At 70.9% G+C, this 19,203-nt stretch carries 1 protein-coding gene; it reads left to right on the top strand.

The annotated features are described in order from the left end of the window. Nucleotides 1-18 precede the first annotated feature (18 nt). Nucleotides 19-19,074 (top strand): PKD domain-containing protein, encoded by a 19,056-nt coding sequence (locus tag TA3x_RS03055; RefSeq protein ID WP_435018629.1) that lies wholly within the window; start codon nucleotides 19-21, stop codon nucleotides 19,072-19,074. The last annotated feature ends 129 nt before the right edge of the window (nucleotides 19,075-19,203 follow it).

The following is a 19,203-nucleotide window of genomic DNA, read 5'->3' as shown; positions in this document are numbered from 1 at the left end:
ACCCCCCGAGAATGCACCATGAGCCGCAAGCGTCGCCGCTTGGCCGATCGCCGTCAGACCGCCAATCTGGGTCGGAGGCTGCTCTTCGAGCCCCTGGAACGGCGCGAGATGCTCGCGGGGGGGCTGGCCGCCCAGGTCATCGGGGCCTCGACGGTCAGCCTGTTCGGGGTCAATAACCCGGTGAAGTTCACCGGCGCGACGGCCGCCGACGGCCAGAAGCTGACGAACTTCTTCCGGGCCCCGGACGGCCAGGCGGGGTCGTCGTCGATCGCCGGGACGATGGACGTCGGCGGCCAGTCGATCCAGGGGACGTTCACCCTGAGCGAGTTCTCCGCCACCGGCGGCGTCCGGGTCGTCGCCGCCGGCGCCTCGCTCCAGTTCGGCACGACGCAGGGCGTGACGCTCTCCAACGCCGACGGGGCGTTCGCCCTGCTGCCGACCGGGCCCGCCGGGGCGATCCGGTCGGCCGGCTCCGCCGATTCGGTCGGCGTGGTCGGCCTGGCCGGCCTGAACCTGACCGCGACGGCCGGCCTGAGCTTCGAGGTCAACCAGACCGGGCAAGCAGTCGGCCGGACGATCCCGCTGGCGAACAGGGACGTCGTGCTGGCGTTCGCCGACGGATCGAACGTCGTGGACGTGGCGGGGAACGCGGATTTCCGCGTGAACGGGACTTCAAGCACGGTGGCGCGGGTCGGGGGGTCGTTCCGGATGACGACGGCCGACGGCGGCCTTTCGCTCGCGGCCCGGCAGGTCGGCGTGGATCTGTATGCCGGGTCGACGCGGGCGATCTCGCTGGGGAGCGACTCGGCGAGCTTCACCCTGGGGGCGGCCGGCTTCGCGATGGCGGCCGGCAGCTTCACGGCGGGCAGCTTCGCCCTGCTGCCCACCGGCCAGCCGACCCCGGCCGGGCAGGGGAACTACCCGGCCACGGCCGTCTCCAAGTCGGCGTCGCTGGGGCCGATCAGCCTCCAGGCGGTGTCCCCGGTGCTGTCGGGCCTGGCGTTCGGCCCGGGCGGCCTGAGCATCGACGTCGGCCTGTCGGCCGAGTCGGCGTCGCTCGCGTTCAAGAAGGATGGCGCCGCCGGGTCGGCGGGGGCGGGCGCGATGAACGCGTCGGCCGAGGGGCTGGCCGGATCGTTCCGGATCCGGGGGACCGCCGACGGCACGGGCAAGATCACGACCTTCTCGGCCCCCGGCGCGTTCTCGCTGGTGGCCGACACGTTCGACCTGGTCGTGCCCAAGGTGCTGGAGGCCAGCGCCTCCGGGCTGGCGATCGGCTACGATCCCGCCCTATCGGGCCCGCAGCAGATCTTCGCGGCGAACTCGGTCTCGGTCACCGTCCCGGCGTTGAACCTCCAGGGGGAGTTCACCACCAGCAGCAGCAACCCGGCGCTGGTGGTCCGCACCGACGGTTTCGCCTTCGAGCGGGGGACCGTCCGCAACACCAGCGAGGCGGGGGTGAAGGTCGGCTCCCGGATCACGATCGTCAAGCCTTATGTGACGCTGGGCAACTTCAGCTTCAGCAAGTCGACGGGCGTCTCGCTGGGCGGTTTCCAGGTCGGGGCGGAGAGCTTCACGGTCGGCAATGAGACGAGCGCGATCCGCGCCGAGGGCTCGGACGTCTCGGCCTCGATCGAATTCGACGCCGCCGGCTCGGTGAGCAACTTCGCCCTGGAGGCGGGGTCGGTCACGGCCAGCGTCGGGACGATGGTGGCTTTCAGCGCCTCGGACGTGGCCTTCTCGCCGCTGGCCAAGGACTCCGACACCGTGCTGGCCCTGGGAACGGCGACGGCCACGGTCAGCGTCCAGTCCGCGGGGCTGACATTGACGGGCACGGCGGGCGGGCTGACCATCGGCGCCGACGCCACGGTGACCGGGCCGAAGACGCTGTCGGTCGGGGCCGCGTTCGACGGGTCGGTCGGCTCCAAGCTCAAGCTGCCCAGCTACCTGCCGTTCCAGCTCCGGTCGGTCGGCGTGAAGTGGGACGACTTCCGGGCCGATCCGAAGCGCTTCCTGATCGACGTTTCGGCCGGTGTGAAGGGGAACTTCGGCCCGGTGAAGCTGGAGGGCGGCGTCCAGTCGATGGTGATCGATCCCGGCCTGCTGGGCGACGGCAAGTTCCCGATCGTCGGCCTCCAGGGGTTCTCGGTCGCGGCCACGGGCAACCTGTTCGGCGGCAAGATCGAGGGGGCGGTGATCGCCGGGATCATCAAGCTCGACGTGCTCAGCAACATCCTGCCCGACGACGCCAAGAATTACACCAGCGCCGTGTTCTACGGGGGGATCAAGGCGGGGTTCGAGTTCGCCGGCATCGGCGCCAACATCATGGTGGGCTTCAGCGAGAAGGGGCTGCTGTCCGCCTACCTCGGGGCCGACGCCACGGTGATCCTGGACCCGCAGTCGGGCCTGGCCCTGGGCAACTTCCACGGCGGGATCAGCTTCAACGCGACCCCTCTGCCCGTGCCGACCGACCCGGCCGAATTGAATGCCCCGATCTTCCAGCCCACCTCCAAGCTCGACGCCAACCAGTGGGAGAAGATGCTCCGGCAGCAGGTGGTCAACCAGGTCTCCGCCGGCAGCCGGATCTTCAGCATCGTCCTGAACGCGCCGAAGATCGTGGCCGAGCTGAACTCGGGCAGCTTGGCCGCCGGGGGCTTCGCCGACGATGCGTTCCGGCAGAACAACCACACGGCGACCGACGCCGCCGACCCGGCGAAGGTGACCGTCCTGACGGCCGGATCGCTGTGGATGATCGAGCATTCGGGCTCGGTCTTCTTCGTGCGACGTGTCGACGCCAACACGCTGGACGTGTCGCAGGCCCGGTTCAAGCTCGGGACGGTGAAGGCCGATGCCCTCGGCAGCGGCACCAATCTGCGCGCGGTGCCCGCCGCGCTGGTCGCCGAGTTCGCCGCGAAGAGCATCGTGCTGAGTTCCTCGGCCCAGATCGCCCAGATCCAGGGGGGCGACGCCCCGGCGGTGTGGAAGGTGGTGGACGGGTCCAACACGTTCTTCATCTCCACCTGGGGCGCCGGGTCGTCGGCCGCGCTGGCGGTGTCGGGCGGCGGGGCCTCGTTCTCCCAGATGAACGACGTGATGCGGATCGAGGCGGGGGCCTCGCTGTTCGACACCTACCTGAGCGAGAAGGCGTTCCGGGCCGACGTCGACATCATCCTCACGACCGACGGCAAGTTCCTGATCGTCGGGGCCATGACGCTGGGCGATAGCGTCACGGCCGACGTCAAGATGTTCGGCGACCTGTCGTCGATCGGCCAGGCCTATCCCAACACCCCGCTCAAGCTCCTGTTCCTGGCCCAGATGCCCAAGCCGGAGGACGGCAGGCCGGCGCTGGTGACCCTGAAGGGGGTGATGACGTTCTCGTTCCGCGACGCCCAGGGCAACCTGGTCAACCCGCTGTTCGTCCCGGCGTCGAAGCTCGACTCGTTCGAGTTCAACATGCTGGGGCAGGCCGTGGTCGGCCTGCCCGACACCGCCGCGCTGGTGCTGGGCGGCGAGGCCGGGGTAAGCGGCGGCTACGCCCAGCTGAAGCTGACGGTCAAGAACAGCACGCAGAGCACCGAGGTCCGGCTCGACCTGTCGGGCAGCCTGTCGATCCAGGGGGTCATCGAGGCCGGCGACCTCGTCTCCGCCGCGGGCGTGCTGATCTTCCGGAAGGAGGCCGGGAAGGACCTGGAGGTCTACGGGGCCGCCGAGCTGAACTTCGACGCCAACTCGCCGGGGCTGTCGTTCCTGCGCGATGCCGGGATGTCCACCGCCCAGGCCGACCTGCTGATCGTCCTGAACACGGCGCAGTTCAACCGGGACGTGACCCTGAAACTGCCGGGCCGCGAGGCCGAGACGTTCAAGATCGCCCCCCAGACCCTGGAGATCCAGGGCACCGGCACCCTGATCTTCGGCAACTCGGTCCTCGGTTTCGGGGCGACCGTGGCCTTCGTCGGGGCGTTTGCGGCGAGGATCTCGGTCGACACCCCCGGCGGCAAGCCGTCCGCCGATCCCACCGTCCGCGCGGACGGCGGCGTGGACATCGACCTGTTCGTCGCCGGCAAGCTCGACGTGGGCCTGACGATCAGCGGCCAGAAGTTCGACCTCTTGGATCTGGACGGGCAGGGGCTGGTGGCGATCCGCGACATTGGCGCGGTCCATAACGGCCAGAAGCAACTCCTGCCCAAGATCGCCGCCCGGGTCGACCTGGCGATCCGGCGTGACGTGCCCGGCGTGTTCCAGGCCACGGGCTCGGTCCAGCTGCTGCTCAACACCTTCGGGAAGGATTTCACCTATGTGATCCCCGAGCGGCTCCGCGACACGATCGACACCCTGAACCGGCTGCGCAACGCCCCGGACGCCAGCTCGATCAGCCTGCCCGCCCTGAACGACGATTCGATCACCGTCCCCGGTGCCGCGGTCGACCTCCTGACCGACAAGCCGCTGCCGGCCGGGCCCTATTTCGCCCTCCGGTTCGGCAACCCGAACCATGTCGACGGGATGACCGACGTCAAGCTCACGCTCCTGGATACGTTCGAGTTGACCGGGAGCTTCCAGGTCCTGGCCGCCGCCGGGGCCTTCCAGATGACCGTGGACGCGACGGCGAAGATCAAGATCCCGTATGCCGGCAACATCCTCGATTCCGAGGTCACCGGCGTCCTCTCGTTCGGGCCCGGCGGGTTCTTCGGCGGCCTCGGCGTGCAGACGAAGCTGACCCTGCCGGGCAACAACATCGGCTTCGGGGCCGACACGGTCACCTACTTCGGGATCAACACGACCTCGCAGAAGCAGAGGCTCAACTTCACGGCGGGCAACTTCTCCAGCCCGGAGATCGCCCCCCGGTCCGGGGCGATCTACGCGGCCGGCTCGCTCCAGCTGGGCGAACTGTCGGTCGGCGGCAGCTTCCAGCTCCTGGTCGGGGCCGCGTCGATCAGCCTGGCGGTCGACGGCCAGATCAGCATCGCCAAGATCCCGGCGCTGACCGTGTCGGGCACGGCCTCGATCTTCTACGGGCTGCCGTCGAACTGGAATGGGTTCGTCCTGGACACGGCGCTGTCGCTGGGCAACGGCGGGACGATCGGCGTCCCCGGATTGTTCGAGGTCGGCGGGTCGCTCCGGCTGAAGATCGACACCCGGCCGGCGACCTACATGGTCCAGATCCAGGTCAACAACGCGTCGGTGAAGGTCCTCAACGCCTTCTCGCTCGGCGGGTCGGTCAACATCGTGTTCGCCCGGGACAACGCGACCCAGCAGCCCTACTTCAGCGTCGCGGGCAACCTGTCGGGCAACTTCCTCAACGTCCTGACGGTGAGCGCCTCGGGATCGTTCGACAGCCGGGGCTACATCGACCTCCGCATGGCCGGCGACCTGTCGCTGGGCACCAGCGACTACGGGATCTTCGCCGGGGCCAGATTCTTCATCAAGAGGACGCCCACGGTCCCGCTCGACTTCGGCGGCGAGGCCTACGGCCGGGTCCGCGCCTTCGGCGTCACGGTGGGCGGGGTCGATGTCGACATCGACTACGACGGCTACGGCCCGGGGGATGGGCAGACCGGCGAGATCACCGCCCACGCCAGGATCGAGGTGCTCGGGGTCGGCAAGGACGTCGACTTCACCATCGGCTACCTGGTCCTCGACGCCTCGGCTGCGCCCAACCTGGCCACCTTCAACCCGTTCAGCGGGGCGTTGTTCCTGAACGTCGGGGCGCTCGGGTCGAGCCGGGCCTACGCCCCCGGCAAGGAAGACGAGGCCTACACCATCGAGTCGGTCGGCAAGGGCTCCCTCCGCGGCGAGATGATCCAGGTCTCGGCGTTCGGCGTGACCCAGACCTTCGACAACGTCATGTCGATCGTCGCGGACTTCGGCGAGGGCCGCGACCAGCTGCTGATCCGGTCCTCCTACGGGACCTACCGGCCCGACCAGGCGATGCCGGTCTACATCAAGGGACAAGGCCGGTCCCGGTTCTTCAACGAGTCGACCCGGTCGGTCCTCTTCGACGCCTCGGGCAGCCATGAAGACAGCATCCTCCAGAGCGAAGGGGCGGGCTCGACCCTGCTGGGCGGCCGGGGGGCGGACACCCTGTTCGCCGCCGGCGCCGGCAACACGCTGGCCGGCAACGGCGGAGACGACACGATTCGCTGGGTCGCCGGCTCCGGGACCTCGTCGATCAGCGGCGGCGAAGGCAACGACACGCTGATCGTCGACGGCAGCGCCGGCAACGACGCCTTCACCCTGAATGGCAGCGGGGCGAACCTCCTGGTCACCGCCAACGGCGAGACGCTGTCCGCCTCCGGGCTGGAGGGGCTCAAGCTCCTGGGCAGGGGCGGGGCGGACTCGGTCACCGTGATGGCCGCGGCGGTCGCCGCGACCGGCCTCGCCTCGCTCGATCTCGACCTCAGCCGATTCTCGGCCCAGGCCGCCTCGGCCACGGGCGGCGTCGAGACCCTGATCGACGACGCTGCGGCCGACTCGGTGACGATCGTCGGCACGGCGCAGGCCGACACCTTCGACGTCGGCACCACCGGCGGCGACATCTCGGCGACCTGGAACCGGGGCGGCGCGACTTCGTTGACGGTCCTCGCCCGCCGCCCGGGCTCGTCCGACCGGGTCGTCATCAACGCCGGGGACGGGGCCGACACCTTCAACGTCGCCGGCCTGGTCGCCGGGCTGGCCCTGAACGGCGAGCGGGATGACGATACGTTCAACCTGCCGATCGGCGGGGCGGTGATCGACGGCGGGGCCGGGTCCAACGTCGCCAACTTCCTGATCGGCGCCGGGGACTTCCAGTTCGCGACCCTGACCGCCGCCCAGATCTACTCCGCCGTGAACGAGCTGGTTGGTTCGCCCTCGCTGCTCACGGCGTTGACCAACGTCAAGACGGTCGGGATCGCCACCGCCGCGGCGTCGGCCCGGATCGCGGTCCAGTCGACCATCGGCACGACCAACATCGTCCTGGCCTCCGGCGGGCGGGCGACCGTCCAGTCCACCTCCGGCCCGCTGAACATCCACCTGGCGGGGACGGCCTCCGCCCTCCTGGAGGCGACCGGCTCCGACCTCACCACCATCACCGCCGCGTCGGGGTCGGGCGCCCTCGCGACCATCGGCAAGGGGCGGCTGAGCCAGGTCGGCCCGGTGACGACGAGCGGCGTGGACGCGGTGATCTTCGACAACTCGAACGACGGGGGCGGCCGGACGGCCACGCTGACCTCGACCTCGCTGGCCCTGTCGGGCCGGTCGGGGGCGGCCCTGTCCCTGTCCGGGGCGAAGTCGATCCTCTACAAGGGCGGGCTGGGCAACGACACCATCAACGTCACCTCGGGCGCCGCCGCGATCACGGTCGACGGCGGGGCCGGGGCCGACACCCTGGCCGTGACGACCCCGGGCCTCCCGAACGGCGTCGCCCCGGTGACGGCCGGCGCCGGGATCGAGGCGGCGACCTTCCTCAGCACGGCCACGGGCCGGGTCGACTGGACGCTGGATGACGGCGTCCTCTCGTCGGGCGCAAAGACCGTGCTCGACGTGACGGCGATCTCCGGGCCGGCCAGCTTCACCCTGGGCGAGGGGGACGGCACCACCCTGCGGATCGCCAGGGTCAACCAGGCCACGGCGATCCGCCTGGGATCGAAGGCCAACACCGTCACCATCGGCGGCACCCTGTCCACGATCGACTCGGTCACCCGGGCCCTCGCCTTCTCCTCGGCGGGCGCCGCATCGCCGAACAACACCCTGATCCTCGACGGTTCGACGACCCAGCTGGACCGGACGCGGACGATCGGCGGGCGTGCCATCACCGGCCCCAGCCAGCCGGGGGCGATCACCTACGCCGATGGCACGTTCTCCGTCCTGAACCTCCTCCTGGGCCTGGGCCGGAACCGGGTGAACCTGGCCGGCGGCCAGGTCGCCACCACCCTGATCACCGGCAACAGCAACGAGGACACCGTGATCGCCTCGGGCGGCCTGGGCAACCTGACCTTCCGGGGGCTGGGGGGCGCCGACCGGATGGAGATCACGCCGGGGACGGCCGCCGGGACCGTGAGGTTCGAGGGTGGCGACCTGTCGGACACGCTGGTCGTCGACGCCTCGGGCGCGACGGCGGCGCTTTCGGGCAGCCTGCAGGCCGTCGGCTCGTTCACCACGCTCGCCCTGGGCACGCTGACGGTCAACCTGGACCCGGCCGACAAGGTCGAGAAGGTGGAGCTGGCCCTCGGCTCGGGCAACGATGCGTTCGCCATCAACGTGCCGGCGACGCATGCCTTGCCGAGCTTCCTGCTCCGCGGCGGGGCCGGCGACGACGCGGTGACCGTCACCGCGGCCGGGGGCAGCCCGGGAGCCTACGTCATCGACGGCGAGAGCGGGACCGACACGGTCCAGCTGAAAGTGGCGGGCACCCCGACGGCGAACCTCTTCGCCGCGATCAACCCCCGGGTGGAAACCCTGGCGGTGGACGCCTCCGCCAACCCCGCGACGGTCGCCTGGTCCGTGGACGGGTCGTCCCTCAAGGCCAATGGCCTGCACATCACCGACAGCAGCGGCGCCGGGCGGGTCTCCTTCCGCGGCGGGAGGTCGAGCAAGGACACGCTGGTCGTGTCGGGCGGGGACAATCGGCCGATCAACGCCGTGATCGACGGCAGCGTGATCACCGTCTCCCAGGGCTCGGTCGTCCTGTCCCAGAACCCGACGAGCCCGGCGTCCCCGCCGGCCTTCACCGGCACCGTCCAGGGGCTAGACGGGGCGAAGTCGGTCGCTTCCACGCCCGACGGCGTCCTCTCGTTCGCGAGCGGCACCGACTCGACGTTCGCCGCCTTCCGCCGCAACCCGGCCACCGGCGCCCTGGCCTACATCCGCTCGATCGCGCTGACCGAGGGGAGCCCGACGGCCCTGGCGGTCTCTCCCGACGGCAAGCATCTGTACGTCGCCGGCGGCCCCGGGAACGCCCCGCGACTCTATATCTACGCGGTGGACGGGGACGCGGGCGTCGCCGACAACCCGACGTCGGTCGCCGGATTTCGGACGATCGGCCAGGTGGCGATCAGCCCCGACGGGAAGACGGTCATCGCCGTCGAGGCGGGCGTGACCAACGGGGCCCGCAATGCCTACTCCTTCGCCCGCGACGCCGCCAACGGGGCCCTCACGTCCCGCGTATCGACGGCGATCGCGGCCGGGGCCGGGCGCCTCAGCTTCTCCGCCGATTCGACCCAGGCCTTCGTGCCCGATTCGGCCGGCAAGGTGACGGTCTACCAGATCAGCCCGACCGCCGGGTTGATCGCGAAGCTCGCGGTCAACAACAACGCCGACGGGCTCGTGATCCGGGCCGGCACCCAGGTCCAGGCCAGCGCCGACGGCACCCTGCTGCTCTCCTACGACCCCGCGTCCCAAGTCCTGTCCTACTACCGGATCCCGGGCGACAACGATCCGCTCAAGTTCGTCAAGCTCGGCGAGCTCGTACGGGTCTCCGGGGCGAAAGCGGACACGACCACGCAGTCCGGCCGCGTCTTCAAGTACCTGGACTCCCTCCAGGTCCTGATCGTGCTGGGCTTCGACGGGAAGATCATCACGTCCTACAAGTACGACGCGACGGCCGGGCGTTTCTACCAGGTCGGCCAGTACCATCAGGACACCCTGAACATCCAGTCGATGGACCTCGCCTCGGGGCCCAACGGCACCCTGACCTACCTCCTCTTCAGCTGCCCGCGCAACGATTCCGGGTCGTCCGAGATCCTCGGCTATGCCGTCAACTCCGCCGGGTTCATGACCTACGAGTTCCGGAGCACCCACCAGGCCGGCAGCATCTATCGCTTCACCGGCCCGGTCGCCATGGTCCGGTACTCGCCGCGGGACACCTACCTGAGCTACATCGCGGCCTACTCGGAGGCGGGCCAGTACGGCGGCTATAGCCTGCATGACGACGGCGGCAATATCGTCACGATGTTCAACACCGAGGACGACGCCGTCCCCCTCTACATGGTGGCCTACCGCGAGCCGGTGCGGGGCGTCTCGTCCGACTGGATCGCCCTGGAGAAGAGCCGGGACGGGACGACCACCTACCTCCGCACCTACAACGCCCAGGGCGGGCAGTACAGCCGGCGTTTCAGCTACTCCCTGGCCGGCAAGCTCAACGACGCCACCCGGATCCAGCTCAGCGCCGACGGCAAGACCATCTTCCTGATGAACGGCACGGGCAAGGTCGCCACGATCCCGGCCGCCTACTCGCTGGAGGACGACTACCTCTCGATCGACTTCGCGAAGATCAAGGTCACGAATACCGAAGGGGTCGGCCTCCTCAGCGTGAGCGACGTGGCCACCGCCAACGGCCGGGTCTATGCCGTCTCCTCGACCGAGACCAAGCTGGGGATCATGACTCTCTCCGCCGCGGGCGAGGCGACGGTCTTCAATGCGTCGACGATCATCAACAACGGCTTCAATGCATACGACCTCGCCGGGGCCTCGGCGGTCGTCGCCTCGGCGGACAACTCGGTCCTCTACGTCGCCACGTCGCGGGGCACCCTCGTCACCGTCTCGATCGACACCACATCCGGTAGCATCCGGCACGAAAGGACGATCCAGTATGCCGCCGCCGGTGGGGTGAACAATGGCGCCGACATCGTCCGATACGGCACCAATGGCGATCGGCTGGCGATCGCCGCGGCCGGAGCCGGCGCGATCTACCTGATCGGCCTGAACAACGGCGTGCCCGACGGCACCCCGACATCCATCGGCGCTTCGAACGGCCTCCCGCTGGCCGGCGTGGCGGACCTGTCCGTGTCGTCATCGGCGATCTTCGCGGCCGCGTCGTCTTCGAACGCGATTCTCGCGATCCCGCTCTCCGTGAGCACGCTCGCCGCGACGGCCACCTCGGCGGTCGTCCAGGGCCAGAGCTACGGCCTGACGATCTCGGGGCTCCAGGCGATGGCGGCCGCCCCGGGCGGGAACCTCGTCTACGCCGTGTCGCCGGCCGACAATGCGGTCGCGATCTACGACCTGACGACGCAGCTCTGGACGACCTTCTTCAACGGGTTGGCCGGGGTCACCGGGCTGTCCGGCCCGGCTCTGGTCGCCGCGTCGCAGAGGGGCACGACTTCTTACGGCTATGTCCTCGCCTCCGGGACGCTGACGATCTTCACCGGGAAGGCCCGGAGCGAGACGAAGACGCTGGCGAACTTCGCCGGGGCGAAGGCCATCGCGGTGTCGGCCGACGGGAAGGTGCTGTACGTCGCCGGGGCGAGCCGGATCTTCGCCTACCGCCTGACGCGAAGTGGCTTGCTGGATTCCGCCGACCCGACGGCCTCGATCGGCTTCGCCGCCGACCTGCTCCGGTTCCACGACGGCCGCCTGTATGCCTACGGCACGCCGGCCGGGTCGTCGACCAAATCGCTGACCTCCTACGCGTCGGACCTGTCCGGCGGATTCGGGCTCGCCCTGCCCGCGGGCATCACCGGGCTGGCCTTCGCCGGGACCGACATCTACGCGTCGAGTTCGGCCGCCTCGGGGGTCCTGTACCGCCTGACGGCCGGCAGTTCCTCGCTCACGCTCGCCGAGACCTATGCCAACGGGCAGGGCAACGCCCAGGGGCTGGACGGGGCCTCGGACGTGGCGGTCAGCGGCGACGGGCGATACGTTTTCGTGGCCGGCAAGACGGGCGGCACGATCGCCGCCTATGCCCGCTCGAACGGGTCGCTCTCCTTCATGCAATTGCTCCGCGACGGCCGGGGGGCCAACGGCATCGCCCAGCCGACCAACCTGGCGGTGGCCGGCTCCGTGCTGATCGCCTCCAGCGGCTCCGGCCGGGCCGGCGGTCCCGGGGGGATCAGCCTGCTGGACATCAGCGAGTCGGCGGTCCCCACCCCGACCCGGTATCTGACCTCGTTCGACGCCCAGATCTCGGCCGTGACGGTCAAGGGGGGCTCGGCGGCCGACACCATCCGGGTCAACCTGGCCCCGGCCACGACCCCGCTGACGATCGACACCGGCGACGGGGGCGACGTCGTCAACCTGTTCGACCTGGGCGGGTCCGGGGCGTCCACCTCCGTCGCGTTCGGCTCGGGCACCAACGAGCTGCTGGTCAACCAGGCCGTCGCCCGCACGTCCGGCGGCAAACTCAACGCCTCCGGCGGCGCCGGGGCCGACACCTTCGGCATCCAGAACCTGGCCGCCGGCTCGGCGGTCACGATCATCGCCGACCAGCCGGGGACCGCGGTCGACGTGATCCAGGTGGCCGGGCAGGGGCTCGCCTCCGGCTCGTCGGTCGCGGTCAACGGCCGGCTCGCCAGGAACGAGGCGTCCAACTCGGTTTCGGGCCCGATCCTGCTCTACAACGGCGACGGGGCCACGGTCACCGCCGGGCCGGTCACCAAGGGCCAGGTGACCCTGAGCGGGAGGGGGACGGTCACGTTCAAGGACATGAACCACGGCACCGGGATCGAGCAGGTCTTCGTGTCCACACCGCCCCGGCCGTCGGTGGTCATCGCGCCGGAGATCCCGGGCAACGCCATCGCCGAGGGCGGGGGCATCAAGCTGTCCGCCTCCGACGGGGCGAACCTGGCCGGGGTCACCTACGCCTGGGACCTCGACGGCGACGGCCTGTTCAATGACGCCGCCGGCCGGGAGGTCGCGCTGACCTGGGCGCAGCTCCAGGCCCTGGGGATCCGGACCCGAGGCACCTACCCCATCGCCGTGCGGGCCACCACCACGCAGAACACCCAGCAGTTCAACGGCCAGGTCTACCAGGCGTCGGCCGACGCCGCCGCGTCGCTGGTGCTCGCCAACACGGTGCCGACGATCACCCCGCCGGCCGGGCCCGCGATCCTGGGCCTGGCCTTCACGATCCCGCTCTCGGCCACGGACCCGGGGACGGACCCGGTCACCTCGTGGACGGTCGACTGGGGCGACAAATCGGGCGTCACCACCTACGGGAGCACGGCCGCCTCGGCCGGCCACGTCTACACGGCCGCCGGCAGCTACGAGATCACCGTGACCGCCATCCAGGGGACCATCTCCACCACGATCCGGACGACGATCGTGGCCCAGGCCGGTGCGGGCACCCTGGCCCTGGAGCCGGGCTACACCCTGAAGGCCGGCTCGACCCTGGCGGCCGCCGCGATCGCCAACGCCCCGGCCTCCAGCTACACCTGGACGATCCGCCGGGCGGGCCAGGTGATCAAGACCCTCGCGCCGAAGACGGCCAGCCTGTCGGTCGCCTGGGCCGACCTGGGGATCGTCGCCGCGGGCGACTACACCCTGGAAGTCTCCGGGACCTACGGATCGGGCACGGCCTCGGCCTCGGCCCCGTTGACGGTCCTGGCCGTCGCCCCGTCCGGCACCCTGACGGCGAGCCTTGCATCGGTGCCCCAGGGGATCATCGGCGGTCCCATCCGGCTGGGCATCACCGACCGCGTCGACCCGGCCCCGGGCGCCTCCCCCTCGCTCACCGTCGACTATGACTTCGACAACGACGGCACGATCGACGCGGCCGGGGTCCAGGCCACGGCCGAGGTGGCCATCCCCGACCGCTTCCTGGCCACCCCCGGGGCCAAGGTCGTCCGGGCGATCCTGCGGTCGTCGAGCGGACTCGACACCATCCTGACCATCTCCTACGAGGTCACGCCGGTCGCCCCGACGCTGAGCCTGTCGTCCCCGACGGCCATCCTGGAAGGGGGCATCGCCTCGATCACCCCGACCCTCGCCGGCCCCGGCGTGGCGGTCACCTCGTGGCGGTTCGACTACGGCGACGGCCAGTCCGAGGTGGTCGCCAATGAGAACCTGTCGTTCGTCCAGTCGCACCGCTACCTCAACAACCAGGCCGACGGCACCCCCTACACGATCACGGTCACGGCGACCACCAACAGCGGCGACGTGACCGCGACGGCCACCGTGGCCGTCTCCGACGTCCGGCCGACGGTGGCGATCTCGCAGGTCGGCGCGGACGTGGTCGAAGGGGAGCCCGGCTCGCTGAAGCTCAACGTCGTGGTCACCGACCCGGGCAGCGACCGCGTCGCGGCCTACACGGTGGACTGGGGCGACGGGACCGTCGAGACCTTCGGCGGCGACGTCACGGCCCCGACCCACACCTACAGCTGGACCGCCTTCCCGGCGGCGAGCTTCCCGGTCACCATCACGGCGCTGACCGACAACGAGGGGACCTACATCAACGCCGCGGGCTCCCTGTCGAACACCCTCAACGTGTCGGTCCGGAACGCGGCCCCGACGCTCGTCGAGTCGCTGGGCGCGATCCCGCAGGCCGGGCCGCAGGGCTCTCCGCTCGAATTCGAGGCGGTGGCGACCTCGGTGGCCACCGGCTCCAAACCGCTGACCTTCGCCTGGACCGTCACCGGCCCCGATGGCGTGGAGATCGCCCTGCCGGGCACCCCCTCCGTCATCGAGCCGGTCGGGCCGGACTTCCCGGTCGCGGTCCAGACCGCCGTCCGCAACGGCAACACCTTCACCCCCTCCGTCCCCGGCTCCTACACGATCGCCTTGATCGTGGACGATGGACGGGGCGGGTCGAGCCGCTACGCGTGGGCCGTCGAGGTGGCCGACGTCGCCCCGACGATCGACGCCTTCGACGTCCCGACCGATGGCGTGGCCGGCCTGGCGATCGAGCTGGCCGCGTCGGCCAGCGACGTCGGCGGGGCGGCCGACCCGATCACCTACACCTGGACGGTCACCGAGCAGGCGACCGGGACGACCCGGACCCTCTCGGGGGCCTCGGCCCGGTTCACGCCCCGGGGCGGCCGTTACATCGTCCGGCTCGTCGTCGCCGACTCGTTCGGCCTGACGACCGCGCGATCGGCGCCGATCGACGTGATCAACCCCGGCCCCGCGATCGCGGCGGGCGGCCTGGTCGTGCCCTCCTCCGGGCTGCAAGGGGGCCAGGCCACCTTCCGGGTCGCCGCCACCGACCCGGGCGGGGACTCCGACCTCGCCTATGCCTGGAAGGTCCTCGACCCCAACGGCGTGGCAACCTTCCTGTCCGGCCCGACGGTCGACTACGCCTACTCGATCCCCGGGACCTACGCGGTCTCGGTCACGGTGACCAACCCGGGGGGCCAGTCGATCCTCGCCTCCGCGACGGTCGCCGTCGCCAACGTCGCCCCGACGATCGCGGCCACCTCGGTCCCCGGCTCCGGCTTCGAAGGGGTGGCCATCCCCCTGTCCGCGACCGCCGCCGACCCGGGCGGGGCCCAGGACCCGCTGAGCTATGCCTGGACCCTGACCGACGCCTTCGGCGCGAAGACCGTGCTCACGGGACCGTCGCCGCGGTTCGTCCCGGCCGATAACGGGACGTACTCGGTCGAGTTGGTCGTGACCGACGCCTTCGGCGGCTCCGCCTCGCAGGGCCTGGGCACCATCGTCGTGGCCAACCTGGCCCCGACGCTCGGCCCGATCGCGGTCCCGGCCGGGGCGATCGGCGAAGGGCAGTCCGCCACCTTCTCGGTCGACCCCGCCTCCGACGTGGCCGCCGACCGGTCCTCGCTCCGCTACGACTGGACGGTGACCGGCCCCGACGGGACCACCTGGTCGTTCCCGGATCAGGGGCGGACGCTCGCGTTCGCCTTCGCCGACGACGGGTCCTACACCCTCACGGCCACGGCCACCGACAAGGACGGTCTCGCCTCGGCGGCCAGCACCGCGACGATCCGGGTCGCCAACCTGGACCCGACGATCTCCGCCGCGTCGATCCCGACGTCGGGCTACGTCGGCTTCCGGGCCGATCTCTCGGCCTCGGCCGCCGACGTCCCGGCCGACCTCGCCAAGCTCGCCTATCGCTGGACCATCACCCCGCCGACCGGCCCGGCGTTCGACCTGTCCGGACCGTTGGCTTCGTTTGTCCCGACCCTGGCCGGGACCTATGCGATCACCCTGACGGTCGACGACACCGACGGCGGGACCCGGACCCGGTCCGGGACCCTGGCGGTCCAGGCGTCGCCGATCACGCTGGCCCCGCTCCAGGCCCCGGACGGGTCGGTCGAGGCATCGGCCGTGAGCCTGTCCGCCCTGGCGACCGACGACCTGGGCGGGACGTTCTCCTACGAGTGGACGGTGACCGGCCCCGACGGGAAGGCCGTGGCGGTCTCGGGCACGGGGGCCGACGCCTCGTTCCTGCCCCCCGACGACGGCACCTACCTGGTCTCGGTGGTCGCCCGCACGCCCAACGGCTCGGCCAGCCGGTCCGCCTCGGTGGTCGTGGCCAACCTGGACCCGACCCTCCAGCGGTTCATCGTGCCGACGTCGGCCTCGATCGGCGTCCCGGTCCTCCTGTCGGCCTTCGCGACCGACCCGGCCGGCCCGGCCGACCCGCTCGCCTACACCTGGACGATCACCACGCCGTCCGGGGCCCGGTTCGCCACGCTGACCGGCCCCCAGGCCGCGTTCACCCCGACCCAGCCCGGCACGTATGGCATCCGGCTGACGGTCGACGACGGCGACGGCGGTGTGGCGGAAGCCTCGCAGACGCTGCCGGTGCTCAACGAGCCCCCGATCGCCTCGGCCGGCGGGTCGTACTCGGTCGACGAGGGGGGCGCGGTCCGGCTCGACGCCCTGGCCGGGTCGTCCGACCCCGATCAGGCGGCCTCGACGCTGACCTACGCCTGGGACTTCACCGGGGACGGACGGTTCGCCGACGCCGCCGGGCCGAACCCGATCTTCTCGGCCGCCCACCTCGACGGCCCGACCACGGTGACGGTGCGGGTCCGGGTGACCGACGACCAGGGGGCCGTCTCCTACGACTCGGCCACGATCCAGGTCCGCAACGTCGCCCCGACGATCGCCTCGCTTAACCTGAATGCCACCACCATCAACGAGGGCGGATCGGTCTCGCTCTCCGGCACGATCGCCGACCCCGGCGTCGCCGACGGCCACACCGTGACGGTCGACTGGGGCGACGGCTCGGACCCGACCCAGATCACCCTGGCGGCCGGGGTCATGGGCTTCACCGCGCCGGCCCACGCCTACCTCGACAACCCGGCCGGGGCCGCCAGCGGCGGCCGGTACACGATCCGGGTCGTGGTGGCGGACAAGGATGGGGCCATCAGCCTCGCCTCGACACGCGACGTCATCGTCAACAACCTGGCACCGACCGCCGCGATCTCCGGCGACTCGGCCGGGGCGATCGGCCAGGCCCGGTCGTTCACCTTCTCGGCCGCCGACCCGTCGGCGATCGACGCCGCCGCCGGCTTCCGGCTGGTGGTGGACTGGGGCGACGGCACCGGCGAGACCTTCGCCGACGCCTCCTCCCGGACCGCGGCCCACGCCTACGCGTCGGCCGGCACCTTCACCGTGACGCTGAAGGCGACCGACAAGGACGGCGGGGTGAGCGTGCTGGCCACCCGGACGATCGCGATCGCCAGGTCCACGCCGACCTTCACCCTGTCCGCACCGGGCAGCACCTACGACGGCACGCCGTACCGATCGGCGATCGGCCGGGCGTTCGGCGTCGGCGGGGCGTCGCTGGGGGGGGCGACCCTGACCTACTACGCCGGGACGGACGCCGCGCTGGCCTCGCCGCTGGCCGGGGCCCCGACCGACGCGGGCAGCTACCAGGTCGTCGCCTCGTTCGCCGGGGACGGCAACCACGAGGCGGCCCGCTCCGCCCCGGTCGCCTTCATGGTGGCCAAGCGGGCGACCACGACCTCCGTGGCCGCCACGCCCGGGGCCGCCGGCCAGGCCATCACGCTGACCGCCACCGTCGCGACGGGTCTGCCCGGCCTGTCCATCCCGGCCGGCACCCTGGTCCAGTTCAAGCTGAACGGGGCGAACCTGGGTGCCCCGGTCCCTGTCAACTCCAATGGGGTCGCCACCCTGTCCGCTTCGCTCCCGGCCGGCACCAACGCCGTCTCCGCGACCTACGCCGGTGACGGCAACTTCCTGGGCAGCACGGCGGCCCCGATCACACCGGCCACCTACGGGCCCGGGGCCTATGCGGTGGGCACCACCCTGCTGATCGTCGGGGCCAACACCAGTGATTATGCGTCGATCAACGCGGCCGGGCCGAAGTCCGACGGCACCACCGGCCTGACCATCGGCGCCACGCTCAACAACGCCTGGATCTCCAGGACGTTCAATCAGGCGTTCACGTCGATCACGATCCTCGGCCACGACGGCAACGACAACTTCCAGCTCGGCGGCAACCTCACGCTGTCGCTGACCGTCGCCCAGGGCGACGGCAACAGCTACATCAAGGCCGCCAACGGCAACGACGCGTTCACCTTCGGGGCCGGGAGCAACCAGGTCTTCGGCGGGTCGGGATCCAAGTCGGTCACGGCCAGGGATGCCGCCGGGACGTCGTCCTACTACCAGTTCGGCAACGGCGACCACGCGTTCTCGCTCGGCCAGGGCAACAACCAGGTGTTCGTCGGCGACGGCAACAACACCGTGGCCATGGGCGACGGCAACGACACCTTCGTCGCCGGCAACGGCAACAACGCCGTCGTCATGGGCCACGGCAACAACTACATCAAGACCGGCAACGGGATCGATGCGATCGTCGTCGGCGACGGCAACGACAACATCCAGGTCGGCGACGGGGCCAAGTCGATCGTCGCGGGCCACGGCAACAACTACGTCAGGGCCGGCAACGGCGACGTGGCCCTGACGCTGGGCCGCGGCAACGACACGGTCGCCCTGGGCCACGGCAACAACACCATCTCGCTGGGCGACGGCAACAACGACCTGTCCTCGGGCAACGGCAACAACACCGTGACCGCCGGGGACGGCAACAACAACATCCGCCTCGGCCACGGCGACAACGTGGTCGTCGAGGGGTCCGGCAACAACGACGTGTCGGCGGGCAACGGGGCCAACCTCGTCGTGGGCGGCCTCGGCAAGCACACCATCCGGCTCGGCAACGGCCACAACATCCTGATCGACGGGTCGGCGACCCTGGCCCAGCCCGGCGACACCTTCCGCAAGGTCCTGACCGACTGGAAGGCGAGCGGCTCGACGGCGGTCAACGCCCGGATCCGGGTCACGCCCAACTCCAAGTACCCCAACGGCCTGATGGCCGGATCGGGCCGGAACTGGTTCTTCTACAACGCCCCCAACGTCTCCACCACCAAGAAGGCCACCGACCGGCTCAACTGAGCGAGATCCCCCGGGGAGTCCGGGGCGGCGTCGGCCCATCGCGGGCCGGCGTCGCCCCGCCGACGTCCTCCTGCCGGCCCGGCGATCGAGGGGGGCGGGCCCGGGATCGGCCGGATCAAAGCGCTGGAC

It is taken from the genome of Tundrisphaera macrotermitis, assembly GCF_051175315.1.
Taxonomy (GTDB): Bacteria; Planctomycetota; Planctomycetia; order Isosphaerales; family Isosphaeraceae; genus Tundrisphaera.
Note: the sequence above shows the minus strand (reverse complement) of the source record. Positions and strands in the feature narration are given on the sequence as shown.